At 66.9% G+C, this 16377-nt stretch carries 14 protein-coding genes; 7 read left to right on the top strand and 7 right to left on the bottom strand.

Features of this window, described 5'->3' with window-relative positions; translation table 11 throughout:
• Positions 1-108 precede the first annotated feature (108 nt).
• Positions 109-1587, bottom strand: a complete 1479-nt coding sequence (gene dnaB / locus TU30_RS00885; RefSeq protein ID WP_042163234.1) for a replicative DNA helicase — start codon at positions 1585-1587, stop codon at positions 109-111.
• A gap of 452 nt (positions 1588-2039) precedes the next feature.
• Here dnaB and TU30_RS00880 point away from each other — a divergent pair, with 452 nt between their 5' ends.
• Complete coding sequence (locus TU30_RS00880) at positions 2040-3386, top strand: MATE family efflux transporter (RefSeq protein WP_042163232.1); 1347 nt, start codon at positions 2040-2042, stop codon at positions 3384-3386.
• A gap of 93 nt (positions 3387-3479) precedes the next feature.
• Here the strand turns inward: TU30_RS00880 and rplI are convergent, their stop codons facing one another.
• The 4 genes from rplI to rpsF all read right to left on the bottom strand — a co-directional run bounded on the left by rplI (position 3480) and on the right by rpsF (position 5191).
• Positions 3480-3926, bottom strand: coding sequence for a 50S ribosomal protein L9 (gene rplI / locus TU30_RS00875; RefSeq protein WP_042163230.1), 447 nt, complete (start codon positions 3924-3926; stop codon positions 3480-3482).
• An 18-nt stretch (positions 3927-3944) separates the two neighbouring features.
• Positions 3945-4181 carry a 30S ribosomal protein S18 gene (gene rpsR / locus TU30_RS00870; RefSeq protein WP_003949403.1) on the bottom strand — a complete coding sequence of 79 codons (237 nt, stop codon included), beginning with the start codon at positions 4179-4181 and terminating at the stop codon, positions 3945-3947.
• 42 nt (positions 4182-4223) lie between these two features.
• A complete protein-coding gene (locus tag TU30_RS00865) occupies positions 4224-4823 on the bottom strand; it encodes a single-stranded DNA-binding protein (protein ID WP_042163225.1) in 600 nt (199 codons plus the stop codon).
• 77 nt (positions 4824-4900) lie between these two features.
• Complete coding sequence (rpsF, locus tag TU30_RS00860) at positions 4901-5191, bottom strand: 30S ribosomal protein S6 (RefSeq protein ID WP_042163223.1); 291 nt, start codon at positions 5189-5191, stop codon at positions 4901-4903.
• A gap of 319 nt (positions 5192-5510) precedes the next feature.
• On the opposite strand from rpsF, the gene TU30_RS00855 reads away from it, so the two are divergent.
• The 3 genes from TU30_RS00855 to TU30_RS00845 all read left to right on the top strand — a co-directional run bounded on the left by TU30_RS00855 (position 5511) and on the right by TU30_RS00845 (position 8263).
• Positions 5511-5825: a hypothetical protein gene (locus tag TU30_RS00855; protein ID WP_042163221.1), complete on the top strand. Its 315-nt coding sequence runs from the start codon at positions 5511-5513 to the stop codon at positions 5823-5825.
• 183 nt (positions 5826-6008) lie between these two features.
• On the top strand, positions 6009-7130 hold the full coding sequence (gene femX / locus TU30_RS00850; RefSeq protein ID WP_042163219.1) for a peptidoglycan bridge formation glycyltransferase FemX: 1122 nt from the start codon (positions 6009-6011) through the stop codon (positions 7128-7130).
• 101 nt (positions 7131-7231) lie between these two features.
• The gene (locus tag TU30_RS00845; protein WP_042163217.1) at positions 7232-8263 is read left to right on the top strand and encodes an alanine racemase; all 1032 of its coding nucleotides are present in this window, start codon (positions 7232-7234) and stop codon (positions 8261-8263) included.
• 193 nt (positions 8264-8456) lie between these two features.
• Here TU30_RS00845 and TU30_RS00840 read toward each other — a convergent pair whose 3' ends face one another.
• Both TU30_RS00840 and TU30_RS00835 read right to left on the bottom strand, forming a co-directional pair.
• Positions 8457-9965 (bottom strand): glycosyltransferase family 87 protein, encoded by a 1509-nt coding sequence (locus TU30_RS00840; protein ID WP_042163845.1) that lies wholly within the window; start codon positions 9963-9965, stop codon positions 8457-8459.
• Positions 9966-10064: 99 nt separating this feature from the next.
• Positions 10065-12749, bottom strand: a complete 2685-nt coding sequence (locus tag TU30_RS00835; RefSeq protein ID WP_199816808.1) for a transglycosylase domain-containing protein — start codon at positions 12747-12749, stop codon at positions 10065-10067.
• A 394-nt stretch (positions 12750-13143) separates the two neighbouring features.
• Here TU30_RS00835 and TU30_RS00830 point away from each other — a divergent pair, with 394 nt between their 5' ends.
• The 3 genes from TU30_RS00830 to TU30_RS00820 all read left to right on the top strand — a co-directional run bounded on the left by TU30_RS00830 (position 13144) and on the right by TU30_RS00820 (position 16318).
• Positions 13144-13827: a PadR family transcriptional regulator gene (locus TU30_RS00830; protein ID WP_042163215.1), complete on the top strand. Its 684-nt coding sequence runs from the start codon at positions 13144-13146 to the stop codon at positions 13825-13827.
• A 43-nt stretch (positions 13828-13870) separates the two neighbouring features.
• A complete protein-coding gene (locus TU30_RS00825; protein ID WP_042163213.1) occupies positions 13871-14953 on the top strand; it encodes an inositol-3-phosphate synthase in 1083 nt (360 codons plus the stop codon).
• A 102-nt stretch (positions 14954-15055) separates the two neighbouring features.
• Positions 15056-16318, top strand: coding sequence for an MFS transporter (locus TU30_RS00820; protein ID WP_042163211.1), 1263 nt, complete (start codon positions 15056-15058; stop codon positions 16316-16318).
• Positions 16319-16377: the final 59 nt, after the last annotated feature.

The following is a 16377-nucleotide window of genomic DNA, read 5'->3' as shown; positions in this document are numbered from 1 at the left end:
TCAGCCTGATCAGGTCGGGGCACACCGAGAGTCGTCGACATACGGAAGAGTCAAGCACTGCGGCCGCCCTCCGTGCTGTTCCCCGGCGCCCGACAGGAAAAGAACCGGTCAGGTCTGCGCCATGTCCACGAAGCGGGAGTAATGACCCTGGAAGGCGACCGTGATGGTCGCCGTCGGGCCGTTTCGGTGCTTGGCCACGATCAGGTCGGCCTCGCCCGCGCGCGGGGACTCCTTCTCGTACGCGTCCTCGCGGTGCAACAGGATGACCATGTCTGCGTCCTGCTCGATGGAACCCGACTCACGCAGGTCGGAAACCATCGGCTTCTTGTCGGTTCGCTGCTCGGGGCCGCGGTTGAGCTGGGAGAGCGCGATGACCGGGAGTTCCAGTTCCTTGGCGAGCAGTTTGAGGTTACGGGACATGTCCGAGACCTCCTGCTGACGGCTCTCCGCCCGTTTGGAACCGCCGGACTGCATCAGCTGGAGGTAGTCGATGACGACCAGCCGCAGGTCGTTGCGCTGCTTCAGCCGACGGCACTTGGCGCGGATCTCCATCATCGACAGGTTCGGGGAGTCGTCGATGTAGAGCGGCGCCGCCGACACGTCCGGCATCCGGCGTGCAAGGCGGGTCCAGTCCTCGTCGGTCATCGTGCCGGACCGCATGTGGTGCAGGGCGACCCTGGCCTCGGCGGACAGCAGACGCATCGCGATCTCGTTGCGCCCCATCTCGAGCGAGAAGACCACACTCGGCAGGTTGTGCTTGATGGACGCGGCACGGGCGAAGTCCAGCGCGAGCGTCGACTTGCCCATCGCGGGACGCGCGGCAATGACGATCATCTGCCCGGGATGCAACCCATTGGTGAGCGAGTCGAAGTCCGTGAACCCCGTGGGCACACCGGTCATCTCACCGCTGCGCGAGCCGATCGCCTCGATCTCGTCCAGCGCGCCTTCCATGATGTCGCCGAGCGGGAGGTAGTCCTCGCTGGTGCGCTGTTCGGTGACGGCGTAGATCTCGGCCTGCGCACGATTGACGATCTCGTCGACGTCGTCGTCGGCCGCGTATCCCATCTGGGTGATGCGCGTACCGGCTTCGACCAGACGGCGCAGCACGGCGCGCTCGTGCACGATCTCCGCGTAGTACGCCGCGTTGGCCGCCGTGGGCACCATCTGGACGAGGGTGTGCAGATACGAGGCCCCGCCCACCTTGTTGATCTCGCCGCGTTTGGTCAGCTCCGCGGCGATCGTGATGGGGTCGGCCGGCTCGCCCTTCGCATAGATGTCGAGAATGGCCGTGTAGACGGTTTCGTGAGCCGGCTTGTAGAAGTCGTGGCCCTTGAGGATCTCGACGACATCGGCGATGGCGTCCTTGGACAGCAGCATGCCGCCCAGAACGGACTGCTCGGCCTCGAGGTCCTGCGGCGGCACCCGCTCGAAGGCGGAGCCCGTGCCGTCCCATCCGCCGGAGTCACGGCCGCGGTCGTGCTGCTCGTCGCGGCTCCGGCCCCCGTCCTCACGGCGCCGGGAGGCGGGCAGACGATCACTGGGTCCGCTGTCGGCCCACGGGTCGTCCAAGGGCTCGGAAATGCTCACCGAGCCACCTCCTCCCGTCCGCCGAGCGGACCTCGCCATGCCCCATCTTTTTCTACGGCACGGCACTGATAAATAGGACGCCCGACTCCGGTTGTCGCGCGCCGGTTTTGCGACCTTTTGGAAACCGGCGGACGGAGCAGGCGCCGGACCACCGTAGGCCCCTCCGCACCGTCAGCCAATCTGGTTATCCACAGGGCATGTGGACGACTGGCCCAATGCTGTGGAGAAGTCCGCCGAACCTGTGCACGGCCCGGTGGACAGCCCTGTGAACAAGACCTGCATCGATCCGCAACGAAGTTCCTGACCTGGCCTTTCATCGTCCACCGCCTGTGCAGAACAAAAACTTTCCCCATCGGCTCAAGATCTCCCCGAGCGCTGTATGCAAGCACACACCCTGAGCCATCACGTAAGGGTCCATTGAGCATTGCGTCTCTTACCTGTGGACGATTAGATTGGTGCACATGACACAGGCCCCCGCGCGCCCCCGAGCCGCCCGACGGCAGCACGACCGCGAGATCGTCATGCTGGCCGTACCGGCATTCGGCGCCCTCGTCGCCGAACCCCTCTTCGTCATGGCAGACAGCGCCATCGTCGGCCATCTCGGCACAGCACAGCTCGCCGGACTCGGCGTCGCCTCGGCCCTCCTGATGACCGCCGTCAGTGTCTTTGTCTTCCTCGCCTACGCCACCACGGCCGCCGTCGCCCGGCGGGTCGGCGCCGACGACCTCCCCTCAGCCATCCGCCAGGGCGTGGACGGAATCTGGCTTGCCCTGTTCCTCGGTGCCGGTGTCGTCGCCGTGGTCCTGCCCATGGCACCTGCCCTCGTGGATCTGTTCGGCGCCTCGGACACCGCGTCTCCCTACGCGATCACCTACCTGCGTATTTCCTCACTCGGCATACCGGCCATGTTGATCGTGCTCGCCGCGACCGGTGTCCTCCGCGGACTACAGGACACCAGGACCCCTCTCTACGTCGCCGTCGGCGGCTTCGCCGCCAACGGCGCTCTCAATGCCGCTCTCGTCTACGGCGCCGGCTTCGGTATCGCGGGCTCCGCCTGGGGCACATTCATCGCCCAGTGGGGTATGGCCGTTGCCTATCTGATCGTGGTGCTGAAGGGGGTGCGCAGGCATGGCGCCTCGCTACGCCCGGACCTCGCGGGGATCAGAGCCTCCGCCCAGGCCGGCGCGCCCTTGCTGGTACGGACCCTCTCACTCAGGGCCATTCTGATGATCACCACCGCAGTCGCCGCCCGAATGGGTGATTCCGACATCGCGGCTCACCAGATCATCCTCTCCCTGTGGAGCCTGCTCGCCTTCGCGCTGGACGCCATCGCGATCGCTGGGCAGGCCATCATCGGCCGCTACCTGGGAGCCGGGGACGCCCAGGGTGCCCGCCAGGTGTGCCGTCGCATGGTGGAGTGGGGCTTCGCGGTCGGGGCCGCCCTCGGAGTACTCGTGGTGCTCGCCCGGCCGGTTTTCCTGCCCCTGTTCACCGGCGATTCCACGGTCACGGACACGGCGCTGCCGGCTCTGGTGATCGTCGCGCTGTCCCAACCCATCTCCGGCATCGTCTTCGTTCTGGACGGGGTACTGATGGGCGCGGGCGACGGGCCGTATCTGGCATGGGCGATGTTGATCACCCTGGCGGTCTTCACTCCGTTCGCCCTGCTGGTTCCGGTGTTCGGAGGCGGGCTCACCGCACTGTGGGGCACGATGGCGCTCATGATGGCCGTTCGGCTGCTGACCCTGTGGTTCCGTACCCGCTCGGGCCGCTGGGTCGTCACCGGCGCCGCACGCTGACCGTTTCACGTGGAAGCCCACGTTTCACGTGAAACGACGATGGGGCCGCGCCTTGAAAGCGCGGCCCCATCCCACTGCTACAACGAACAGCAATTACTCCGAGACAACCTCGAGGTCGACCTTGGCGGCAACCTCGGGGTGCAGGCGCACGGACGTCTCGTGGGCGCCGAGGGTCTTGATCGGCGCACCGAGCTCGATGCGACGCTTGTCGACCTGAGGACCGCCGGCGGCCTTGATCGCGGAAGCGATGTCGGCCGGCGTGACGGAACCGAAGAGACGACCGGCATTGCCGGAGCGGACCGCGAGGCGGACCTTGACGCCCTCGAGCTGGGCCTTCACCTGGTTGGCCTGCTCGATGGTCTGGATCTCGTGGATCTTGCGAGCGCGACGGATCTGCTCGACGTCCTTCTCGCCACCCTTGGTCCAGCGGATCGCGAGCTTCCGCGGAACCAGGTAGTTGCGAGCGTAACCGTCCTTGACGTCGACGACGTCGCCCGCGGCACCGAGGCCGGAGACCTCGTGGGTGAGGATGATCTTCATGAGTCGGTCACCCTTCCCTTATCGCGCGGTGGAGGTGTAGGGCAGCAGCGCCATCTCACGGCTGTTCTTGACGGCCGTGGCGACGTCACGCTGGTGCTGAGTGCAGTTGCCGGTCACGCGACGGGCACGGATCTTGCCACGGTCGGAAATGAACTTCCGCAGCATGTTCGTGTCCTTGTAGTCCACGTACGTGACCTTGTCCTTGCAGAATGCGCAGACCTTCTTCTTCGGCTTGCGCACAGGCGGCTTCGCCATGATGTATCTCCTGTGTGATCAAGAAGTGTGGTGCGGCCCCGCCTAGAAGGGGGGCTCGTCCGAGTAGCCGCCGCCACCGCTGCTGCTGCTGGAGCTTCCGCCCCAGCCGCCGCCACCCTGGCCGCCGCCACCCTGCTGGCCGCCGGCAGGAGCGCCGGATGCCCAGGGGTCGTCGGCCGGAGCGCCGCCACCCTGCTGGCCGCCACCGGGGCTTCCGCCCCAGCCGCCGCCACCCTGGTTGCCGCCACCGCCGCCGTAACCACCCTGGCCACCGCGGCCGGTGGTCTTGGTGACCTTGGCCGTGGCGTTGCGCAGGCTGGCGCCGACTTCCTCGACATCCAGTTCGTAGACCGTGCGCTTGACGCCCTCGCGGTCCTCGTAGGACCGCTGCTTCAGCCGGCCCTGCACGACGACGCGCATGCCTCGCTGGAGCGACTCGGCGACGTTCTCCGCCGCCTGGCGCCAGACCGAGCAGGTCAGGAACAGGCTCTCGCCGTCCTTCCACTCGTTCGTCTGGCGGTCGAAGGTGCGGGGAGTCGACGCGACACGGAACTTCGCGACGGCCGCACCGGATGGGGTGAAGCGCAGCTCGGGGTCATCGACAAGGTTGCCGACGACCGTGATGACGGTCTCGCCTGCCATGGGGGAACCTCTCGGCGGGTTTGCTGCTGGCTGCTTGTACTGCTACTCGGATCCCGAGACCAGCTGAGCGAAAGGGCTCAGTGGTTCTCGGGGCGGAGGACCTTGGTCCGGAGGACCGACTCGTTCAGGTTCATCTGGCGGTCGAGCTCCTTGACGACCGCAGGCTCGGCCTGCAGGTCGATGACCGAGTAGAGGCCCTCGGGCTTCTTCTTGATCTCGTACGAGAGACGACGACGGCCCCAGGTGTCGACCTTCTCGACCTTTCCGCCGCCGTCACGGACGACAGAGAGGAAGTTCTCGATCAGCGGGGAGACAGCACGCTCCTCGAGATCGGGGTCGAGGATGACCATCACCTCGTAGTGACGCATGTGGAACCCACCTCCTTTGGACTCAGCGGCCACGGTCGTTCCGTGGCAGGAGGGTCGTGATGCGTTGCGCAACGATGCCTGTCAGTAGAACAGCCGCCACTGACAATCGCGGTCGGGCGGCGGTTTCTCCAGGTCGGCCGGGGCGGACCCGTGGCCCTGTCCTGAACGTGACTGGATCTGTCCGAACAGACACCGGTGCAGACGGTACAGAGTACCCGCACAGCGGCTTCCGGTTGAAATCCGTCTCGGAAGCCCGTCAGTCTGTACACATCGGGTGTGTATGGCGCTACGATGCGCCGCCTTTCGCAGGAGGTGCCCCATGGCACAGGCATTGCGACCCAACACCGCCGGAGGCCTTTTCGCCACGGACGGCAAACCCCACCCAGTCCAGAAGGCCCTGCTCGCGGTGACCCTGGTACTGGGGGTCACATCCCTCGTCACCGCGATGTTCCACCATCTGCACCTGCTCAGCTCCTGGACCGGCCTGGTGGGAATCCTCACCGGCGCGTACGGCCAGTGGATCTCGGAGACGACACGGGAGCGCTTCGGCCTGATCCTGGGACTGGGCGCCGCGGCGATCGGTTTCTTCCTCGGCATGGCGCACGGCGGCCTGTTCGGCGGGGTCTTCGACTAGAGCCTGTCCGGCGGAACATCCCGTCGGGCGCCTCCTCCCGCATACCGTGGAGCGCCCCGGCCGACGGGCCGGGGCGCAGGTCCCGTGTGCCCAACCGGGGCGCCCCCACGGCGCAGTAGGCTTCGCGCGAGAGCCGGAGCCCCTGAACCCATGGGGACACACCAGCCCGAGGAGCGCCCCGAAATGAGCCTGACCCTGAGGACCATCAGCCGAGAGCAGCATCTGGCATACATCCAGAGCCTGCCGTCGGCGAGTCACATGCAGGTCCCTGCCTGGTCGGACGTCAAGGCGGAGTGGCGTGCGGAGAACCTCGGCTGGTTCGACGACCGGACCGGTGAGATCGTCGGCGCCGGCCTCGTCCTCTACCGGCAGCTTCCCAAGATCAAGCGCTACCTGGCCTATCTCCCCGAAGGCCCGGTCATCAACTGGTTCGCGCCAAACCTTCAGGAGTGGATCGAGCCGATGCTCGCGCATCTGAAGCAGCAGGGTGCCTTCTCGGTGAAGATGGGGCCGCCGGTGATCATCCGACGCTGGGAGGCGACGACCATCAAGAAGGGGATCCAGGACCCGGACGTGAAGCGTCTGCGCGACCTGGAGGCCGACTTCATCGAGCCCCGTGCCTTCGAGGTCTCCGACAAGCTGCGCCGTATGGGATGGCAGCAGGGCGAGGACGGCGGGGCCGGATTCGGCGACGTACAGCCCCGCTACGTCTACCAGGTGCCGCTGGCGAACCGGTCCCTGGAAGAGGTCCACAAGAACTTCAACCAGCTGTGGCGCCGCAACATCAAGAAGGCCGAGAAGGCCGGTGTCGAGGTCGTCCAGGGCGGTTACGACGATCTGGCCGAGTGGCAGCGGCTGTACGAGATCACCGCCGTGCGCGACCACTTCCGGCCGCGCCCTCTGTCGTACTTCCAGCGCATGTGGACCGCCCTCAACACGGAGGACCCCAACCGCATGCGGCTGTACTTCGCCCGGCACAACGGCGTCAATCTGTCGGCGGCGACGATGCTGATCGTCGGAGGTCACGTCTGGTACTCCTACGGCGCCTCCGACAACATCGGCCGTGAGGTCCGTCCCTCGAACGCGATGCAGTGGCGGATGCTGCGCGACGCCTACGCGCTCGGCGCCACGGTCTACGACCTGCGTGGCATCTCCGACTCACTGGACGAGACCGACCACCTCTTCGGTCTGATCCAGTTCAAGGTGGGCACGGGCGGCCAGGCCGCCGAGTACCTCGGCGAGTGGGACTTCCCGCTGAACAAGCTGCTCCACAAGGCACTCGACATCTACATGTCGCGCCGCTGATCCCGGCTCCGCCGTACAGCTCGCTCCACCGGCTCTCACAGGCCTCACAGCTCTCATTCCTCCGACACACCACAGCCACAAGAAAGGTTCCAGGTCCGGCCATGGCGCTCACGCTCTACGTCGACACCGCGCGCTGGCGGGCGCATCACAAGCACGTGCAGCAGCAGTTCCCGGGACTCGTCCCGGTCTGCAAGGGCAACGGCTACGGCTTCGGACACGAGCGGCTGGCCGAGGAGGCCACCCGGCTGGGCTCGGACGTCCTCGCCGTCGGTACCACGTACGAGGCCGCCCGGATCAAGGACTGGTTCGGCGGCGACCTGCTCGTGCTGACGCCGTACCGGCGCGGCGAGGAGCCCGTCCCCCTGCCCGACCGGGTCATCCGCTCGGTTTCATCGATCGACGGCGTGTACGGCCTGGTCGGCGCCCGGGTGGTCATCGAGGTGATGTCCTCGATGAAGCGGCACGGCGTCAGCGAGCAGGATCTTCCGCAGCTGCACTCCGCCATAGAGAACGTCCGGCTCGAGGGTTTCGCGATCCACCTGCCCCTGGACCGCACCGACGGCTCGGACGCCGTCGAGGAGGTCATCGGCTGGATGGACCGACTGCGGGCAGCCCGCCTCCCGCTGCACACCATGTTCGTCAGCCACCTCAAGGCCGAGGAACTCGCCCGGCTGCAGCAGCAGTTCCCGCAGACACGGTTCCGCGCCCGGATCGGCACGCGGTTGTGGTTGGGGGACCACGAGGCCACCGAGTACCGCGGTGCCGTCCTGGACGTCACGCGCATAGCCAAGGGTGAGAGGTTCGGCTACCGGCAGCAGAAGGCCGCCTCCGACGGTTTCCTGGTGGTCGTGGCGGGCGGTACGTCGCACGGGGTGGGCCTGGAGGCCCCCAAGGCTCTGCACGGCGTCATGCCGCGTGCCAAGGGCGTTGCCCGTGCCGGGCTGGCCACGGTGAACAGGAACCTCTCTCCCTTCGTCTGGGCCGGGAAGCAGCGCTGGTTCGCCGAACCGCCGCACATGCAGGTGTCGATCCTGTTCGTCCCCGCGGAGGCACCGGAGCCGCAGGTCGGCGAGGAGCTGGTGGCCCACCTGCGGCACACCACCACGCAGTTCGACCGGGCCCTCGACCGCTGAGCGGCACGAGGCACGCCGAAGACGTGGCAGACAGGGAAGACTGAGGCAACTCCTGCACAGCCGCCAGGACAACGAGAAGGGCCGTGCACGGTGACCCCCGCGCACGGCCCTTCCTCTTGTTGCTCAACAGCATTCAGGGGGGGGGACCTGCCACCGGACCGGTCGCCGGGCCGGCTGACCGCCGGTCGTTCGCTCAGAGTGAACCACTTGTGGCGTCGGCCTTGCCCCACTCGGCCTGCGGGCCGTCGAAGTGCACGGTGTCCCGAGCGGGCCGAGCGGCGGGACCGAGTACGAAAACGTCCTCCGCTCCGTCCAGCACCCCGCCCGAGGGATCGTCGTCACCGGACCGGCGCACCGGGTCCCGCTCCGGCATCAGGATGTCACGCACGATCATGACGCACAGATAGAGCGTCCCGAGCAGATGCAGGCCGATGGTCCAGTGGTAGCCGTCGGCGGGCAGTCCCTTGTGGGCGTCTCCACTGGTCGTGTAAGCGAGGTACATCCAGATGCCGAGGAAGTAGGCCACCTCGCAGGCCTGCCAGATCAGGAAGTCCCGCCACTTCGGCCGGGCCAGGACGGCCAGGGGCACCAGCCACAGGACGTACTGGGGCGAGTAGACCTTGTTGGTGAGGATGAACGCCGCGACGATCAGGAAGGCGAGCTGTGCGAAGCGTGGCCGGCGGGGGCCCGTCAGGGTCAGCGCCGCGACACCCACGCAGCACAGCAGCATCAGCAGTGTGGCAAGGGTGTTGACGGTCTCGGTGCTGAGCGGGTCGGACGAGTTCTGGGCGATGATCAGCCAGAAGGACCCGAAGTCGACGCCCCGCTCCTGGCTGAAGGTGTAGAACTTCGACCAGCCGTCAAAGGCGAAGAACATCACCGGCCCGTTCACCACGGCCCAGGCGACGACGGCACCGCCCAGGGCCCTCGCGAACTCCCGCCAGCGTCCCGCACGCCAGCACAGAACCAGCAGGGGCCCCAGGAGGAGCACGGGATAGAGCTTGGCGGCCGTAGCCAGTCCCAGGAGGACTCCGAAGGCGAGAGGCCGGCTACGCGACCACATGAGCATCGCGGCGGCCGTCAGCGCAACCGCCAGCAGGTCCCAGTTGATCGTCGCGGTCAGGGCGAAGGCAGGCGCCAGAGCAATCAGCAGACCGTCCCAGGGTCGCCGGGCATGCGTGCGGGTCACACAGACGGCGATGATCGCCGCGCACACCATGAGCATCCCGGCGTTGACCATCCAGTACCACTGCTCCTGGTCCTGGATGCTCCCGCTGCCGGGTGTGAGCCAGGACGCGACCTCCATGAACACACCGGTCAGCACCGGGTACTCCAGGTACTGCATGTCGCCGGGGATCTGGTCGAAGTACGGTACGAGGCCGTCGGCGAAGCCCCGCCCCTGGTAGAGGTGCGGGATGTCCGAGTAGCACGCGTGGGTGTACTGGGAGCCGGCGCCGAAGAACCACGCGCCGTTGTAGCAGGGCGCCTTCTGGACCAGGCCGAGGGTGAACATACCGATCGCCACGAGCACGATCACCCGGACCGGGGTCCACCAGGACACTCCCAGCAGGGCACGCCGCCCGAGCGGACCGCCGATCAGCTCGCTGCCGGCCTTGGCGACCGCGTCCTCCCGGGTCGGTTCCACCAGGTCCGGCTCGTGGGCGCTCGCTCGCATCGATCCTCCACTGGGCATGCCGCACATCCTGCCGTACGCGCCGGAGCCAATGCCGAGGGCCGCCGTACCCGAGGGGTACGGCGGCCCGTGTTTCACGTGGAACACCCAAGTAGGACGAAAGGGCGGCTACCCGGCCGGGCCTCCGAAGAGACTGCCGTTACCGTTGCCGTTGCCTCGACTGTCCCCTTCCTCCTCCGACTCAGAGGCCGACGGCGAACTGGTCACCCCGCCGTCCGTCCCACCGGCGTCCGCGCCACCCGCCCCGGTACCGCCTGTGTCGTCTCCCTCTTCCTCACAGTTGAAGTCGAAGGGTCCACAGGTATCGGTCTCGGTCGGACTGGGGCTGCTGGGCTCAGGCTCCGGCTCCGAAGTGGTCGGAGAGGCCGACGGAGTCTCCTCCTCCTCGGTCTCGGTGGGGGAGGGAGTGGCGGTCGGCGACGGAGTGTCGTTGACGATCTCGCCGATGGGCTCCGGCGTCGGGAAGGGCTCCGGCTTCTGGCCCTTCAGCGCGTCCTCCATGTAGTCCGCCCAGATCTCGGACGGGAACGAGGCACCGTGGATCGAGTCCTGGTCACCTGTTCCGTACATCTCCAGGAACTCGCGGTTCTTGATGGTCTCGTCATCGGGGTACCGGAACATGCTGATCGCGGTGGAGAGCTGAGGGGTGTAGCCGACGAACCAGGCGGACTTGTTGCCGTCCGTGGTACCGGTCTTGCCGGCCACCTCGCGGCCCTCGAGCTGGGCGTTGGTGCCGGTTCCTTCCTCGACGACGGTCTTCAGGACGTCCGTGACGTTGTCGGCGACCAGAGCGGTGAACGCCTGTTCGGTCTGGGTCTTGTGCGTGTAGACCGTGCCGTCCTTGCTCGTCACCTTCTTGACGGAGAACGGGTCGCGCTGCTCGCCACTGGCCGCGAAGGTGGCGTACGAACCCGCCATGCGGATCGCGCTGGGGCTGGAGGTACCGAGGGAGAAGGACGGGTAGTTCGTTCCGGCGAGGCTGCTCTCCAGAAGCCCGGAGTCCACCGCGGAGTCCTTCACCTTGTCGAGGCCGACGTCCACGCCGAGCTGAACGAACGCGGAGTTCACCGAGAACTGCATCGCCTCACGGAGATCGATCTTGTAATCGGGTGGAGTGCCGCGTGACTCGTCACCGTCGTTGACCTGCTCCCACTGCTCGCCCTTCTCGTTCTGCCAGACCGAACCGTCGTACTCCTTGATCTTGAGCTTGTTCTTGCCGCTGTACAGGCTCTTCTCGGACACCTTCGTACGCTCGTCCTGGGCCTGCACGGGATCCCCGTCGGGGTCCCGGACACCCCACTTCATGGCGGCCGCCAGCACGTACGGCTTGAACGTCGACCCCACCTGTGCACCGGTCGAGTCGGCGTTGTTGGTGAAGTGCTTGGTCGCGTCGGTACCGCCGTAGATGGCCTCGATCGCACCGGTCGCCGGGTTCACCGAAGCCCCGCCGAACTGGACGTGGGTGTCCTCCGGGCGCTCCTCGGGCTTGATGTTCTTCTTGTAGACCTTCTGGACCGCCTTCTCGAGTTCCTCGACCTTCTTCCTGTCGAAGGTCGTGTGGATCGAGTAGCCGCCCTGTTCCAGTTGGTTGGCGGTGACTCCGGTTTCCTCGCTGTTGTTGACGATGTACGCCTTGGCGAGGTCCACGAGGTAACCGATCTGCCCGCTCAGCGCGGTGTTCGACCGGGGGTTCTGCACCTTGGGCAGCTTGGTGTACTTGGCCCTGGTCGCGGGATCCAGACGGTCGTACTCGACCATCTTGTCCAGTGTGTCCTGCATCTGGGTCAGGGCACGCTTCTTGTTCGCCTCGGGAGTGGCGCCGACCGGGTCGATGGAGGTCGAGCCCGCCGGGTCGTAGTAGGTGGCGCCCTTGAGGACCGCCGACAGGAAGGCGCACTCGCCCTCGTTGAGCTCGAGTGCGTCCTTGTCGAAGTACGCGCGGGCGGCGGCCTGGATCCCGTAGGCCCCTCGTCCGTAGTAGGCCGAGTTCAGATAGCCCTCGAGGATGTCGTTCTTGTCCTCGGTGGCGCCCACCTTGATCGAGACGAAGATTTCCTTGAACTTGCGGGAGACCGTCTGCGACTGGTCGTCCAGCATGGCGTTCTTGACGTACTGCTGGGTGATCGTGGATCCGCCCTGCGTGTCGCCGCCCTTGGCCATGTTGAACACGGCGCGGGCGATACCCCGGGGGTCGATGCCGCTGTCTTCGTAGAAGGTCTTGTTCTCCTGGGAGATGACCGCGTCCTGCATCGCCTTGGGGATCTGCTCGAGATTGACGATCTGACGGTTGCGCTCACCCCCCGTGGCGACCATCTGCTTGCCGTCGGACCAGTAGTAGACGTTGTTCTGCGCCGTGGCAGTCTCAGCGACGACGGGCACGCTCACCAGCGCGTACCCGATCCCCGCGGCGGCCACCATGCTGCCGAAGAACGCGATGCACAGCCCGGTGACGAGCTTCCAGGACGGCATCCAGCGACGCCAGCCGTACTTGTCGTGGCGTGGATAGTCGACGATCCGCTTCCTGCCGGGAGGCGCAGCACGGCCCCGGCCGGGGCCGGAGCCGGTGGAACCTGCCCGGCGGCCCCCGCCTCTCTGTGTCGCGCGTCGTGCTTCGGCGCGGCTTCCATAGGTGTGGCCCTCACCACCCGAGTCCGACCCATAGGAATCGGACGGAGACCCGGTGGCGCCTCGCGGTGCCGCGCGACGGCCGGAGGACGAGCCGGACTGGCCGCGTCGGGCCGCGGCACGTCCGCCTCCCTGCGGCTGCGGCGGTTTGCGACGGTGCTCGCTCATCGAACGACTACTCCTCGGGCAGGCGCATCTCGCGCGCCTGGAAACGGCAGCTGGTTTCCGGTCCCCCCGAAGTACGGATGCGGTGAGTTCCGCATTCATCCCGTACTGCACCAGGGACAGGGACGCCCCCGGGCGCCACTTGGTTCCCGGTGTTGCGCATGGCGCACAGACTACGCACCGCCAAAACCCGCCGAGCACAGAAGTTCAGCTCAAATCAGGCAACTTGCTCGCATTGAATCGATGATGTGATCCCGTTCACCACACCCCCCCTTGTCCCGGTCGGAACGCCGTTCTATCGTCATGATGTATCGAGTCGATACATCAGCTCGGCATAAAAGTGGCGATGCGCCACACACGACCGTGATCGCACGACCGCGGCAGAGAGGAGGCGACGATGAGCCGGCGTTCCGGGATCCTCGAGTTCGCCGTACTCGGCCTGCTCCGCGAGTCTCCGATGCACGGCTACGAGCTGCGCAAACGACTCAACACGTCACTGGGTGTGTTCCGTGCCTTCAGCTACGGGACGCTCTACCCCTGCCTCAAGACGCTGGTCGCCAACGGCTGGTTGATCGAGGAGCCGGGGAACACCACCGAGGACGCCCTCGCCGCTCCGCTCACGGGCCGCCGCGCCAAGATCGTCTACAGATTGACGGCCGACGGCAAGGAGCATTTCGAACAGCTGCTCTCCCAGACGGGCCCTGACGCGTACGAGGACGAGACCTTCGCCGCGCGGTTCGCCTTCTTCGGACAGACGTCACGCGACGTACGCATGCGCGTACTGGAAGGCCGCCGCGGCCGGCTGGAGGAGCGCCTGGAGAAAATGCGCGCCTCACTGGCCCGGACCCGGGAGCGCCTGGACGACTACACGCTCGAGCTCCAGCGCCACGGAATGGAGTCCGTGGAACGGGAAGTGCGCTGGCTGAACGAGCTCATCGAGAGCGAGCGGGCCGGGCGGGACCTGAAGGGTCCTGCCTCAGGGGCGCCTCCTCGACAGGAGACCACATCTGGAGCGTCGGGCGACCTGCCCCGGTCCGGGGACACCCCCCGGACCGGTTCGCCCGACGACACCGCCACGTGAGTCCCGTTCGGGGCCTCACTCATACACACAGGGAGCAACCGGAATGGGTTCCGTTCGCGTAGCCGTCGTCGGCGTGGGCAACTGCGCCGCGTCGCTGGTGCAGGGCGTCGAGTACTACAAGGACGCCGACGCGGCGTCCAAGGTGCCGGGCCTGATGCACGTCCAGTTCGGCGACTACCACGTCAGCGACGTCGAGTTCGTCGCCGCTTTCGACGTGGACGCCAAGAAGGTCGGCCTCGACCTCGCTGACGCCATCGGCGCCTCCGAGAACAACACCATCAAGATCTGCGACGTCCCCAGCACCGGGGTGACAGTCCAGCGCGGCCACACCCTCGACGGCCTCGGGAAGTACTACCAGGCCACCATCGAGGAGTCGGCCGAGGGGCCGGTCGACGTCGTCCAGGTCCTCAAGGACAAGCAGGTCGACGTCCTGGTCTGCTACCTGCCCGTCGGTTCCGAGGACGCGGCGAAGTTCTACGCCCAGTGTGCCATCGACGCCAAGGTCGCCTTCGTCAATGCCCTCCCGGTGTTCATCGCCGGCACCAAGGAGTGGGCGGACAAGTTCACCGAGGCCGGTGTGCCGATCGTCGGTGACGACATCAAGTCCCAGGTCGGCGCCACCATCACGCACCGCGTCATGGCGAAACTGTTCGAGGACCGCGGTGTCGTCCTGGACCGCACCATGCAGCTGAACGTCGGCGGCAACATGGACTTCAAGAACATGCTCGAGCGGGAGCGCCTGGAGTCCAAGAAGATCTCCAAGACGCAGGCCGTCACCTCCCAGATCCCCGACCGGGACCTCGGCGAGAGGAACGTCCACATCGGCCCGTCCGACTACGTCCCGTGGCTGGACGACCGCAAGTGGGCCTACGTGCGCCTCGAGGGCCGCGCGTTCGGTGACGTTCCGCTGAGCCTGGAGTACAAGCTCGAGGTCTGGGACTCCCCGAACTCCGCCGGTGTCATCATCGACGCCCTGCGCGCCGCGAAGATCGCCAAGGATCGCGGTATCGGCGGCCCGATCCTGTCGGCCTCCTCGTACTTCATGAAGTCCCCTCCGGTGCAGTACTTCGACGACGAGGCCCGTCTGAACGTCGAGAAGTTCATCCAGGGCGAGGCCGAACGCTAGGACCCACCTCCTTCGGGTGAGGACCTTGCCTCCCTTGCGGGTGATCGAGGGTCCCTGGGGCACATGTCCCGGGGACCCTCCCCGTATGTGAGGCTGTGCCCCATGGCCGTCGTCCGTGACCTGCGCGTCCTGCTGCGTTTCCAGGGCTTCAGACGCCTGCTCGCCGTCCGGCTGCTCTCCCAGGGCGCCGACGGCGTCTTCCAGGTCGCACTTGCCTCCTATGTGGTCTTCTCACCGGAGAAGCAGACGTCGGCCGCGGCGATCGCCTCCGCGATGGCGGTCCTGCTGCTTCCCTACTCCCTGGTCGGCCCCTTCGCCGGCGCACTGCTCGACCGCTGGCGCCGCCGCCAGGTCTTCCTGTACGGCAACCTGCTGCGCGCACTGATGGCCTCGGTGACCGCTGCCCTGATTCTCGGCCAGGTCCCGGACTGGCTGCTCTTCGCCTCCGCCCTGTGCGTAACCGCCGTCAACCGCTTCGTCCTCGCCGGCCTCTCCGCCGCGCTGCCACGCGTGGTGGACTCCGAGCGGCTGGTCATCGCCAATTCCTTCTCCCCGACGGCTGGAACGCTCGCCGCGACCGCGGGCGGTGGACTCGCCTTCCTCGTACGCCTGGTCGTCTCCGACTCGGACGCGGCCGTGGTGCTCGTGGGTGCGGCGCTGTACCTGTGCGCGGCTCTGGCATCGCTGCGCATGGCGAAGGAACTGCTGGGTCCCGAACGGGCCCTGGTGCAGCCACGGCTGGCCGCAGCGCTCACCGGAACCGCTCGCGATCTGCTGGCAGGTCTGCGTCATCTGGCGGCGCCCTCGCGCAGGGAGGCCGCCTGGGCGCTCGCCGCGATGTCTCTGATGAGGTTCTGCTACGGCGCCATGCTCGTCATGCTGCTGATGCTGTGCCGGTATGCCCTGACCGACACCACGGAGGAGGGACTCGCCCTGCTGGGGCTGGCGTTGGGTGTGTCCGGCGCCGGTTTCTTCGTCGCGGCCGTCGCGACCCCCTGGGCCGCGGGGCGGTTCGGGCCGGGCCGCTGGATCATGCTGTGTTCGGCGGCCGCCGCAGTCCTGGAGCCCGCGCTCGGTCTGCCCTTCGCCAGTGGCCCCCTGCTGCTCGGGGCATTCGTTCTGGGCCTGACCACCCAGGGCGCGAAGATCGCCACCGACACCATCGTCCAGTCCTCCGTCGACGACGCCTTCCGTGGCCGGATCTTCTCCCTTTACGACGTCCTGTTCAACGTGGCCTTCGTCGGTGCCGCCGCGGTGGCCGCCCTGATGCTGCCACCGGACGGCCGATCAGTCCCCCTGGTGGCAACAATCGCTGTTATCTACGGGGGAGTAGCTGTAGCTATCAGCCGTTTTGAGCGCCAGTAAGTGTCACATCAATGCCACAGGGCTTCCTGACCTGTGGCGTTGTCAGTGGTGCCCGGTAC

Source organism: Streptomyces sp. NBRC 110035, assembly GCF_000829695.1.
In the GTDB taxonomy this organism is placed as follows: Bacteria; Actinomycetota; Actinomycetes; order Streptomycetales; family Streptomycetaceae; genus Streptomyces.
This window is presented reverse-complemented; position numbering and strand designations above follow the sequence as displayed.